Origin of the sequence: Parabacteroides sp. AF14-59, assembly GCF_003479515.1 — a bacterium.
Taxonomy (GTDB): domain Bacteria; phylum Bacteroidota; class Bacteroidia; order Bacteroidales; family Tannerellaceae; genus Parabacteroides; species Parabacteroides faecis.
This window is the reverse complement of record NZ_QUHH01000006.1, coordinates 64,776-77,571: the sequence shown is the minus strand read 5'-3', so window position 1 is coordinate 77,571 and position 12,796 is coordinate 64,776. Positions and strand designations below refer to the sequence as shown.

The following is a 12,796-nucleotide window of genomic DNA, read 5'->3' as shown; positions in this document are numbered from 1 at the left end:
TCCTATCAAAAAAAGATTGAAGTCAAAAAGCGCAATATAGACCAGATTATTATAAAATACAACAGGTATAAAGAGCCAGCTTTTATACCAAATATCCCCCGGAAAACAGTTTTCCGGGGGATATTTATTCATTACTTATTGAGGAGAAACCTCTGTATCGTCATCTTTGGTAAGATCCAGCTTTTCATTATCGCCGCCCTTATCAAAATACTGTTTACGGAGCGGATTAGCCGTCGCTTCACGATAGATAGACCGGTTACGGTAAATATCCAGAGCTGTATATAAAGCCTGACGGAACGATTCTTCGGAAGCGAGATTCTGTCCGGCAATATCATAGGCGGTACCATGTGCCGGAGAAGTCCGCACGATCGACAAACCTGCCGTATAATTAACACCGTCATCCATCGCCAGCGTTTTGAACGGCGCCAGTCCCTGATCATGGTACATTGCCAGTACACCATCAAATTTATCATACATCTGGGAACCGAAAAATCCGTCTGCCGCATACGGTCCGAAAGACATCACACCTCTTTTTTCTGCTTCTTCCATAGCGGGTATGATGATCGTTTCTTCTTCTTTACCCAACAAGCCGTCATCCCCGGCATGCGGATTCAAAGAAAGTACGGCAATACGAGGCTTCACAATACCGAAATCCTGTTTGAGCGATTGATTGAATATACGCAACTTCGATACAATATCCTCCACAGTTATTTTGGAAGGAACCTCGGAAAGAGGTATATGTCCCGTTACCAAAGCGACACGCAGACCGTCCTTCATCAGGATCATCAAAGCTTTCCGCCCTACTCCGCCAAAACGTTCTTCCAGATATTCGGTATGTCCCGGAAAATGGAACTGTTCGTTCTGGATATTATGTTTATTGATAGGGGCCGTCAGCAATACATCCACCACCCCTCTTTTCAGATCGGTAACGGCAGCCTCTAAAGCCAGGAATGCAGCTTCTCCGGCGATCGATGTCGATTGCGATAATTCCACTTTTGTTTCATCATCCACACAGTTAATGATATTCACCCGGTTAATACCGGCATCTTCGGCCTGAGAGATGATATTCATATTCACAGGAGGCAACTCCAACGCTTTCCGGTGATAAGCCGCGATCTTCGACGATCCGTATATAACCGGAGTACAAAGTTCTGCAACCCTGGCATCTGAGAATGTTTTAAGTATCACCTCATATCCGATGCCATTTATATCTCCGTGGGTAATGCCCACCTTAATCAATCGTTCTTCCATGTATTATGTTTGTTTATTTCTTACTTTCCGGAATGTCCAGCTTCTCTTCTACCGATTTATCAAACTCACCCGGCAGACGAAGTGTATATAAAGCAGCTTCGATACGGCGGATAAAGTTACGTTTATCTGTTTCAGGAGCAAAGACAAAACCTTCGGCAACAACTACGCGGTTATTTTTTTCATCCAGACGAACATGACTGACAAACGGTCCTCCCATCATATCGCCAACCATCTTCCATAAACCACGTAATACGCCGCAATACTTTCCATTCACGGTGATCGGGGTGTATTCAACTCCGAACCGCGATTCCGTCGTCATGTAAGAATCCGGGAAAGCACCGGGTAAATTCGCTTTCAATACGGAGTCACGCTTCGCAACCAGATATTCGGCAGTGAAGGTATTCGGATCCGTATAAGGGAAAGTATACACTATCAAATCCGTACGTCCGGTATTGGCATTATTGGACGCCCAGAAGAAGTCTGTAGTATCCCGGTAATAAGTCATGTTAGCCGGTGCATTCAGCATCAGATCATAATGATCCTTCAGGTTATCCATAACTACCGTACTATAATCTTTCTCCAGCTGAGCTATAGCTCTGTTCATTTCAACCTTCACGAAGAAATCGACAAGGGCTCTCGGATGCGCCTGTGCATACTCGACTATCGCTTCCGGAGAAGGGGCATTCAGAGTGACGACTACCTGTCCTTTTGCCCAACGATCGTTCTCATAGTTCAACGAGGTCTTCGTATAAATAGAAGGATCAATATTAACAATCAGAATATTGCGCACATAAGTCAATAACCCGTCAAATTGCGAAGGATCTACATAAGTTATTTTCAATGCTGGTTCAGACTGAGGAAGACCTGGGACATCAGATGTCAGCTCTTGTTTAATAGCCTTTCCCGAAGGGCCATCCCAGTTTGCTTTTTTCATTACTACAACAACCTCATAAGCGAGACCAGTAGCCCGTTTTCCAACCGGACCAGAGTTACATGATGCCAGCAATAACAGGAACATGCATAAGCTAATCAGTAAAGAAATCTTTTTCATACCCATTCGTTTTTATTACACAAATATAGTTCTTTTCCATTAAATGACTTGTTTTCTATTCATTTTGTTGCTTTTTTGCTGTCGACAGCATCCCGCAAGCAGCAAATATATCTTCTCCTCTTGAAGCCCGGATCGTACAAACGAGCCCTGCTTTATTCAAAGTATCACGAAAGATTTCCATTTTCACTAAATCCGAACTTTCCAACGGAACATCGGGTATAGCATGGAAACGAATCAGATTAATCCTGCATTCCATTCCATTCAGTAAACAAATCAGGGCTTTAGCATGTTTCGCACTATCATTTAAATTTTTAAAAACTATATATTCAAAAGAAACACGGCGCTGGTGAGTGAAGTCATATTGTTTGATCAGATCGATAACTTCCTGTGCCGGATATGCTTTTTCTACCGGCATCAATGATAAACGTTCTTCATGGAAAGGGGAATGCAGACTGACAGCCAGATGGCAATCGCTCTCTTCCAGAAAACGTTTCAGCCCCTTCGCAACTCCGATAGTAGAAACGGTTATCCTCTTGGGACTCCAGCCATACCCATAAGGGGATGTGAGGATTTCAAGTACTTTAAACAGCTCGTCCACGTTATCCAAAGGTTCTCCCATCCCCATAAAGACCAGATTAGTCAGTAAATCCGACTCGGGAAGGGACTGGATCTGATTCAATATCTGATTCGAGGTGAGATTGGCAGTAAAGCCCTGTTTACCCGTCATACAGAACAAGCAGTTCATCTTACAACCCACCTGTGAAGAAACACATAACGTAGCCCGGTCATCGGTCGGTATATAGACCGATTCGACAAAATTACCGGGACCTGCAGCAAATAAATATTTGATCGTACCATCCACCGATTTCATACAATCGACCGGAGGTACCGCTCCTATCTCGAAAGACTCTTCCAAAAGGCTTCGTTTGGCAACTGCAATATTACTCATTTCCGCAATAGATGCAATTTTCTTCTTATACAGCCAATCAGCCATTTGCTTTGCTGCATAACCGGGTAATCCGACCTGCGCAGCTACCTCTTTCAGTTCGTTCAGCGTCATGCCTAACAATCGTCTTTTCTCTTGCATTGTATTTTGTTCTATAACGATTAATTCAGTTACAAAGATAAAAAAAGCTGCCGGACTTTTTTGAATAAGTCCGGCAGCTTTCCTTGAAAAGGATATACTAACTCCTTTTATAGCTTATTTGTTTAGAAGAAACGGATACGGTTGTCTTCTACATCTGCCTTGTTAACCAATGACTGGATAGCCTGGAATCCGAAACGATAAGCATTTGAAGCATCCAAAGTCTTGATTTCTTCTGCTTCGTTGTATTCTTTAGCTTCCTTATTTCTGTCATATACTTTAAATACATATACTCCATTGTTTCCGGCAACCGGTTCGCTAACCTGACCCACTTCTGCAACAGAAACCATAGCATTCAGTTTCGGTTCTACACCGATTCCTGCAATACGACGAGTTCCGAAGTTGATAAACTTAACAGAATCGACTTTCGAACCCATCACATCGGCATAAGCTTCTACTGATGTCAGATTCTTTGCTTTCAGATCTGCTGCGATCTTTTCACCCTTCTTCTGAGCAGCGATTTCAGCTTTCAGCGCTGGAGTCAAAGAAGCAACAGAACGGTAACCTTCTTTCAATGTACCTTCTACTCCGGCAATCACGAACTTATCATCACATTCAAAAATCTCAGAGATTTTACCTTTATCGTTCTGGAATGCCCAACGGATAACCGGACGAGAATTCTTGATACTACCCAAAGTCTGGTTATCTCCTGTAACTGTTACGCCAGAGATCAGGTTGTAGCCAGCTTCTTTAGCAGCTTCATCCAATTTAGCCAAATCGGTATTCTTAGAAATGAACTGGTTCAATTCATTATAGATATTGCTATATGTTTTTGAACTCGGAGATACAGTCATGTCGATGTCAGCCACTTTATATTTGTTCACATTGGCTGTTTTTTCCGTAACCTTCACCAGGTGAGTTCCATATAATGACTTCACTTTTACAACTTCATTAACCGGAGCTGAGAAGACAGCGTTTTTGAAATCTTCGTTTACACCTCTCAGCGCAGTAATTTCAGTAAACCATCCCAGTTCGCCGCCGTTTTCAGCAGCCTGATCAGCAGAGAACTGTTTTGCCAGTTCTTCAAAGTTTCCGCCATTCTTCAACACGTTCATCAGACTGTCAGCCAGGACAGTCGTACGTGCTTCGTCACCTGAGTTAGCCAACATGATATGACTTACCTTTACAGAGTCAGGAGCCATCTTTTTATCAACCAACTTGAACATTCTGTATTTGTCATTGTCAAATACCGGGCCATATACAGCACCAACTTCAGAAGTCGTTGCAAATTGTTTCATTTCAGGATCGAAAGCATTTTCTGTAAAGAAAGCATCCATATAAGGAACTTCAGAGTTTTCATTTACAATATCAGCAACCTTTTCAGAAGTCTTGAATTCTTCTTTCAGAGATTCGATATCTGCACTGGCTTTGTCATAATCCTCCTGGCTTGGACGGATATCAACAGCGATATATTTGATCACCTTACCTTCTTTTTGTTTGTAAAGTTCTTTACGCTGATTATACAGCTTTTCAATTTCGCTCTTGCTCACTTCAATCGTTGAATCAGGAATACTTGCGTATGACTGCATTGCATAAACGATATCAGAGTTTTCTGCTGCATTGTCGAATGCTTCTTTAGCATCCAAAACATTTGCAGAAACAGCTTTGCTCAGCAACGTAGTATATTTTTGTTCCAGACGCTGGCGTTTGATGTTCTTTTCCCAGAACAACCAGAAATTACGAGCCTGGAGCAATTGAGCCTGCTGATCTGCCGGATAACTGGCAATATTGTCATCATCGATAGTTTTCAGGAAGTTCAATAAAGCAGTCTTGTCAAATGCACCGGTTTGCGGATTTACAAACATCTGCATCTGCTGGATCATCGGTGAAATGTTTTCACCCTGAACCATGTCGAACAACTCTTCCGGGCTTACCCCCATACCTAATTTATCTGCTGCTTCGTCAAGTACGACTTCCTGTACCATAGCGTCGAATACCGACTGACGGATCTGATTCATGTATTCTTCAGGAAGACTGCTCTGACCTGACTGCATTTTATACATCTCAGTCATTTCATCAATACGTCCCTGATAATCTTGAATTTTAATTACTTCCCCGTCAACCTTAGCAACTCTCTCCTGAGTTTGTCTGAAATAAGTAGAACCGGAGTTCAAAAAGTCTCCAATGATAAAAGCGAACAATGCCAAACCCACAACGAGTACAAGCAGTCCTGCTTTGCTTCTGATTTTTTCCAGCGTAGCCATTTATCGTTATTTATTTTTAAAGTTTATATTTTACAGTTTAAGGGCACGAAGATACGAAAAAAAGGATTTGTTACATCTTTTATTCCACTTTTTTTCATCAATTGCCTACTTTCATTCGTACAAGTTCTATTTTCGTCGCCGTTACTTTTATTATTTTGAAAGTATATTTATCAATTACGATTGATTCATTCAATTTAGGAAATTTTTGATAGAAATGCAGTATGTAACCGGCGATCGTTACATAATCGTCTGATTCCGGTAATTCCAGATTAAACTTTTCATTTAAGGTATCGATCTCCATACGCCCCGATATCAGGTATTCATCATCCGAAACCTTACGGGCGACATATGATTTCATATCATGCTCATCCTCTATCTCACCGAAAATTTCTTCAACCAGATCTTCCAGCGTCACAATCCCGGCTGTCCCACCAAATTCATCCACTACAACAGCCATACTCTTTTTCTCCTGCATCAGGACTTTCATAAGCTTATTGGCCGCCATTGTTTCGGGAACGATTGACACAACCTTTATATTTTGTGTCCAGTCTTCCGGGTTCTTAAAGAGTTCCGACGAATGGATATATCCTATAATATCGTCGATATTTTCATTATATATCAAAATCTTAGACAATCCTGTCTCGATAAATTTAGAACGTAGTTCATCGATGCTGGCTGTCGTATCACATGCAACGATCTCTGTCCGCGGGACAATACAGTCACGTAAACGAACATTAGAGAAATCGAGTGCATTCTGGAATATTTTCACTTCGGTATCCATATCCGAATTCAAGGGTGCATCTTCAATACTCTGTTGAATAAAAAAGTCCAAATCGACTTTACCCAGAGTGCGCCTGCTGGACTGAGTGATATTCTTCACTCCCACCAACTTCAGTATCAAATAAGAAATCAGAGCCGAAAACTTTGAAATCGGATATAATATAATGTATATAATCAGTAAAGGAACCGAAAACAAATTCAGGGAGAAATTCGGATTCAGCTTGAAAATCGTTTTTGGAATAAACTCTCCTGTAAACAGGATCAACAATGTAGAGATAATCGACTGGATCAGGACGATCAAAGCCTCATTAGTAACGAACCGGGCAATAAACGGTTCCAGTATAATTGCCATTTGCAAGCCATAAACGACCAATGCAATATTATTACCCACCAGCATCGTTGATATAAACTGGTTGGGATTCCGATAAAATATATCCAGTATTTTACCGGCAATATTTTTATTCTTTTTATCCAGTTCATGCCGCAATTTATTGGAAGAAATAAACGCGATCTCCATGCCTGAAAAAAAAGCTGAAAAAGTCAACGAAATCAATATGTACGTTAAAGCATTCACATCAACTTTATTTTATTGAATCTACCTTTGCCACCTCCACAGCTGTTGAGTCAACTGTTGTTGTATTTACATTCAATGTATCGCGAGGTGTTTCGCTTACCGGGAAAGTACCCTGAGAATCAAAGATCGTGTACTTCGTCATATTTTGATTAGACTCAAAACCAATACCTGTGATGATCTTATCTCCTTCCTGCAATTCAAAATACTCATCTGTATGGATCTTATCTTCCTTCTGGTCGATAAACAAAATGGAAGTATCCAATCTTTTACCTTCCAGGCTCAGGACACTCACATGTCCTATCAGTTTATACAACGTCTTTTTATCCCAATAATAAGCTGTATCCGCTTTTACACTCGCCTCCACATTAAACAGAGAGTCAAATTTTTCTACATAAACCCCCTGGGGTAAATAATGATAAGGTTCTTTGGCCTTACCAAATACCAGCCATTCTTTCGCATTCATCCGGTAACGCGTGATACCGGAGTCCGAAACTAAACTGACAACGTCGGTCGTTCTCATAGTATAGGTATTTTCCGGGTCGAATTCAACCTCGACCACCTCTTTATTCTCCTTGCCACAAGAAGCCATAAATAAAAGAAGCATAACAACTACCACGAAGATAGTTGTTATGCCATATTTGTTCGTTTTACCAAGAAAACGCGTTTCCGTCATAATTATCTGATTCTTGTTGTCTCGCCGATCCAACCACCTACAGTAAATGCTTTACCTTTTTCCAGATCCGGATGCATAAAGATTTCCTCTGTAGAAGGTAAATGAGCACGATAAGTTCCGATCAACTTATTAGCTTCGTCTATAGAGCTTTCATCAACCTGTTTCGCTTTTTCCCACTGGTCGATTGCTACATTATAAGCGGCTCTCGCTAAAACACCATCATTCGGGAATACACTCTTAACAGTTGCAGCATACATCTGTCCGATCAGAATATAAGGAGCACCATAACTCTGATTTATAGATATAGCCTTCTTTGCATATTCTCTGGCTTTTGAATAACTTTTCTGATCGAAGTTAAGCAATGCGATCATATAATAATCTTCAGCTTTTGAAGAAGGATCAGTTTCCATATTGGCTGCTTCTTCAAAATATTTGATAGCAGTGTCATATTCCTTATTCTTTACAGCACGTTTTGCAATACCAATGGCAGCATCAGCACTCGGTTCCAGCTCATAAGCGTAAGCAGCAGCAGCAAAGAATGCATCGATTTCCTGACAACGTACACGTCTCAGCAGAGTTACAATCTCTTTCAAAGCAGCTAAATCGCCTTTGCTTTCTTCTACTTTAGGAGCATACAGGTTCTGCAATGTTTCGCAATCGGCAGCACCACTATTTGCAAACGCACCGTTCACACTTGTTTTAAAGGTAGTCAGGTTGTTTACTTCTTTTTCATTGTTAGCAGCCTGTGCAGCCTGTAACTGAGTATCCAGGATTTTTGAAGCCTTCAGATAATCTTCTACATACTGTCCTTTATGATTAGGATCATTAGCCATCTTCTGATAAGAAGCAAACATATACAAAGAAACACCTAATGCTTCCGTATTGTCGCCATATTCGTTGATGATCTCACCCAACCAATTATACAGTTTATTATAATCGGCCTTTTCGCCCATCTGCTGGATATAATCCTGTGCTTTACGGGAAACGATCCAGTCTTTACCGTAACGTTTGTCATCACCGAAGTATTTCACACGTTTGTCATATACAGCCATCAAATCATCGATCAAAGCAGCTTTCTTAGCCGGATCTTTCTCATTGGCAATCTTCCATGCCATGATTTTTACACCATGCAGATAAATATCCTTTGTTGCCGCAGGGCATTCATCATAAACAATTTTCCAAAAATCATATGCATCCTTGTAATTTCCGGCCTTAGCATAAGGAACGAACAAGCTGATATTGGTTACACAACGAATACTGTCTTCACCAGATCCGAACTGCGTGCCATTATCTACTCCTTTCTGTGCATACGCGCCAAATGCTCCCATGGAACATGCAGCGGCAATTAATAATACCTTTATTTTCATATCTGTTTAATTTAAGTTAGCAATTTAAATTTTCTTCTTCCAGAACCACATTTCATTAAATGTATAATTAATAGTAAAACGGAAATACTGTTCATCGATCATGTTTTTCCCACCAGGTTTAATCTTATTGTATTCAAAAGATATATTTAATAACGAACGGTTATCAATCAACGGCAATCCAAAACCAACACTCACACCATATTCATTATATCCGTTACCCTTATAGGCAGCATCTTCTGTATTATTTATCATCAAATAAGAATTGCTGTAATGAGCACCGGCACGGTATCTTACACGGCTGAAAAAATTACGATTCTGATAGTTTGGAATGATCTCACCACCGGCAGCTACCCGGACACGGTCTTTAAAGCTCTCTTTTGAACCTGAATAAGAAGCCTTATCCCATGTTTCGTACAGTACGTCCGCAGCTAATGTCAGTTTATCCTTTTTCACATACGATGCACCAAAACCAATCGAATTCGGTATATCGAAAGCCAGACTCTTCGTCGTATCGGAAGCTACAACTTCGGCTGAACCGGAACTATTCACATTATACGTTGTATTGATATACGTCGAGTTCAGGTGATTTTTCGGAGAAAAAACTAAACCCAATGTAATCTCTTCCCTTTTACTGATAGGGTGAGTATACTGAATACCAAAATCCAGTTTTATATCCCGCACTTCCAGATTCTGATTCCGGACAGTATTATATCCTGAACTGTTTACAAATGCATTTGCCTGTTCATGCTTGATATTACCAAAGAGGTATCCGACATTTGCTCCGACTGAAAGACGCTTCTTCCATATATCTATAGACAAACCAGCATACAAATCGTTTAATCCGCCGGAACCATTAAATGATTCCACATAATTGGAACCGTCGCTATTCGTTCTTACAGCACCAAAACTATATCCGACATAAGAATAGGGTAAAATACCGACACTCATGGCAATACGTTCATGCAGAGGAAACTGCAATGCGATATATTCAACGTTTCCATTAATATTGTGTTGCTTATTGATTCCATCGTCAAACCAGGACAATTGTCCGGATGCTCCGAAATCAAAAAGAAATGTCAATGAGTCCATACAACTGTAAGAAGCAGGGTTCATCGGGTTTATCTGTTTCGATGATCTCAATCCGAAACCTACACCACCCATTGCCCGTCCTGCTCCAAACGAGCGATCAGCCAATTCACCGTAACCGAAGCGGGTATATGGCGAGTTAGTGTTATTTTGTGCCGCGAGCGACAACTGTGTCAATATAAGAATGCTTGCTATTAGTAGCTTATTAATCTTCAACATTATACTCTAAGATTCTATTTAATCCTGTCAACACTAAATTAATGTCTGCAAAGATGGAGTTTTTTAGCCGTCTTTCAAAATAAAACGAATGACCGCCTGTTAAAAAAACCAAAAGATTAGGATATTTTATCCGTAACATCTCGATGTATCCATCCATCTCGTAGACTATTCCATTTACTACTCCTGCTTGAATAGCACTCTCAGTATTTGTTCCCAATAAAGGGATCTCCTCCTGTTCCGTCACCAAAGGTAGTTTTTTTGTATAAGAATTCAAAGCTTTGAAACGCGTAGTCATACCCGGAGAGATATTCCCCCCCAGATAAGTGCCTGAAGCTTCGATCAGTTCGTAAGTGATTGCTGTGCCAGCGTCGATGACCAGCAGGTCTTTTCCCGGTTCCAGGTAATTAGCCCCGACTGCCGCAGCCAGCCGGTCTTTTCCCAAAGTTTCAGGCGTTTCATATTGAACCGAAATAGGCAATCGGATAGTCTCATCCAAAAAGATGAAACGCTGAAGTTTCCCTCGAAGGTAATCATTCAGCTCTTCGTTCCTGCCTATCACAGTCGACAATATTCCATGTTTAAAATCGTATTTCCCAAAGAGAGACTCCAATTCATCAACATCGAATTTCTTGTATACAAAAGAGGCTTCCATATGCCGTCCGTTGTATACCGCAACTTTTGAAGAGGTGTTTCCTTGTTCTATAATTAAATTCACGTGACTGAAATTTTCCGCAAAGAAAAGCAAAATTGGTGAAATAACAGGCATAACTAAGGTACAACCTGTAAAATAATCAGCAAAAAAACTTTCAGATGCTCCTATTTCTTTTGCTTTACCAACATAATCACCGGATTGTCTTCTTCATCCAACTTCGAAGCTATTTCTTTCAATTTGCCATCTTTCAGTTGGCCTTTCTTGTAAATCTCAACAAGTCGGGATGCATTTAAACTGGTGGCATTTTCGATTTCACGGTTAATTGATTTCGCTGTCATAGCTACAGTTCTTTTTTCTGCATAGTCACCATTGTATACGGCAACTTGGAATATGGCTTTTTCTTCTTTGTCGTACACCAGTTCATCCGTATAGAATCCGTTCCCCTTTTCAAAGTTAAATACATTTTTAAGGGTTTGCATAAAATGATAACGGTCGGTAGAAATACCCATATAAAGAAAAACTTCTGGCTGCATGGTCTGTGCAGAAGGGGTTCTTGCAATAAAGGGAGCTAATGTTCCATCCGGTGCATAGTGATATAATGTATCAGCTGATGTCTCCACAAGTGTCCAAGCGTCGTGGCTCAGGCGTATTGGGTAAGAATAGCTTGCTACAAATCTATCGCCATCTGCCACAATCGGTGTGTTAATCGTTTTAAAAGGAATAAAAATTTCCCGCGTCACACTTCCATCCAGTTTGGATATAATAATATGGTATGATTTGCTTCTATCCTCTCCTTTACTATGATAATCCGACATATCATAGCAAATCAAATTATATTTGTCATAATCAAAAATAGATGAAATCTCCCGATCAAGATTCAAACACCGCTTGAATCCTCCGTAAGGATCGTACACTAAGATTTTATTACCCTGCGACTTTACGAATATTTCACCATTGCCTTCATCTAGTATAACCTCATTCATCCTTGTATATTCTTCCGCCCCTTGCCCTTGCCGATTTATCTTCCTTATCCCTTTACCGGTTTTTCGGTCAAAAAGAAAAATATCCCCATCATTATTTCTATTTGTCACCAATAAATATTCTTTTCCAACATCCCGTACCAAACCTTGCGTGAGAAACTCGTCAGTGGTTTCCAACGCAATATATTCCACATCCATAAAATCCTGAAGAACCAGTTCTTTTTTAGGATAGTTTGTTGTGACATCAACAGTAATGAGATCATCTGCCTGTTGTTTATTTTTTCCACATCCTGCTACTACAAACAGGATAAAAACTAAAATTAAATTTTGATTCTTCATATAAGTACTAACGTTTTCTTTTTAATCTCCGAAAGCTACATAATATTACGAATAAATCGTAAGCAAAAGAGTGAATAATATTTAATCATCTCACATTTCGTACCTATTTTAATTTAATGGTTTGAAATAAACAGAGTGTTTTTCTTAATTTTCTTTATAACAATGACTATCAATGAATTTGCATCATATGCAGCAAATGAATCAAACCCGCCACCTATAGTCAGATCCATAGGCCCCGGTCCAATAGAAGAGTTTACCAAAAATCAGATTCTGATATATTCTTTCATACAAATTAGCAAAAAGATATTTGTAACCATATTTTAATATCAAACAGATTCACTGTATACAAATATACTTACATACACATTATCCGGAATAACTGTTTTAGCGAATAGATATACACATTAATTAACATTCATCTCTCTTATTCCCGCTTTTTTACCTAACTAAATTTGGATTAAACAAAAAACCCATCT

Annotated in this window: 10 protein-coding genes; all 10 read right to left on the bottom strand. The window is 40.0% G+C overall.

Annotated features, from left to right (window positions below):
• Positions 1–135 precede the first annotated feature (135 nt).
• The 10 genes from pdxA to DWW23_RS08785 all read right to left on the bottom strand — a co-directional run bounded on the left by pdxA (position 136) and on the right by DWW23_RS08785 (position 12,320).
• Entirely contained in the window at positions 136–1,251 is a 1,116-nt protein-coding gene (gene pdxA, locus DWW23_RS08830; RefSeq protein WP_122352927.1) for a 4-hydroxythreonine-4-phosphate dehydrogenase PdxA, read from the bottom strand.
• Positions 1,252–1,264: 13 nt separating this feature from the next.
• A complete protein-coding gene (locus DWW23_RS08825; RefSeq protein WP_122353099.1) occupies positions 1,265–2,302 on the bottom strand; it encodes a DUF4837 family protein in 1,038 nt (345 codons plus the stop codon).
• A 55-nt stretch (positions 2,303–2,357) separates the two neighbouring features.
• Positions 2,358–3,389, bottom strand: coding sequence for a 23S rRNA (adenine(2503)-C(2))-methyltransferase RlmN (gene rlmN, locus DWW23_RS08820; protein ID WP_122352926.1), 1,032 nt, complete (start codon positions 3,387–3,389; stop codon positions 2,358–2,360).
• Positions 3,390–3,511: 122 nt separating this feature from the next.
• Positions 3,512–5,650 (bottom strand): SurA N-terminal domain-containing protein, encoded by a 2,139-nt coding sequence (locus tag DWW23_RS08815; protein WP_122352925.1) that lies wholly within the window; start codon positions 5,648–5,650, stop codon positions 3,512–3,514.
• Between the two features lie 97 nt (positions 5,651–5,747).
• The gene (locus DWW23_RS08810; protein ID WP_122352924.1) at positions 5,748–7,004 is read right to left on the bottom strand and encodes a hemolysin family protein; all 1,257 of its coding nucleotides are present in this window, start codon (positions 7,002–7,004) and stop codon (positions 5,748–5,750) included.
• Positions 7,005–7,011: 7 nt separating this feature from the next.
• The gene (gene lptC, locus DWW23_RS08805; protein ID WP_122352923.1) at positions 7,012–7,677 is read right to left on the bottom strand and encodes an LPS export ABC transporter periplasmic protein LptC; all 666 of its coding nucleotides are present in this window, start codon (positions 7,675–7,677) and stop codon (positions 7,012–7,014) included.
• Between the two features lie 2 nt (positions 7,678–7,679).
• On the bottom strand, positions 7,680–9,044 hold the full coding sequence (locus DWW23_RS08800; protein WP_122352922.1) for a lipopolysaccharide assembly protein LapB: 1,365 nt from the start codon (positions 9,042–9,044) through the stop codon (positions 7,680–7,682).
• A gap of 24 nt (positions 9,045–9,068) precedes the next feature.
• A complete protein-coding gene (locus DWW23_RS08795) occupies positions 9,069–10,349 on the bottom strand; it encodes a hypothetical protein (protein WP_122352921.1) in 1,281 nt (426 codons plus the stop codon).
• Positions 10,336–11,115 (bottom strand): type III pantothenate kinase, encoded by a 780-nt coding sequence (locus tag DWW23_RS08790; protein WP_122352920.1) that lies wholly within the window; start codon positions 11,113–11,115, stop codon positions 10,336–10,338. Before DWW23_RS08790 ends, DWW23_RS08795 begins: the two co-directional genes overlap by 14 nt.
• Positions 11,116–11,165: 50 nt before the next feature.
• Complete coding sequence (locus tag DWW23_RS08785) at positions 11,166–12,320, bottom strand: 6-bladed beta-propeller (protein WP_122352919.1); 1,155 nt, start codon at positions 12,318–12,320, stop codon at positions 11,166–11,168.
• Between the last annotated feature and the right edge of the window lie 476 nt (positions 12,321–12,796).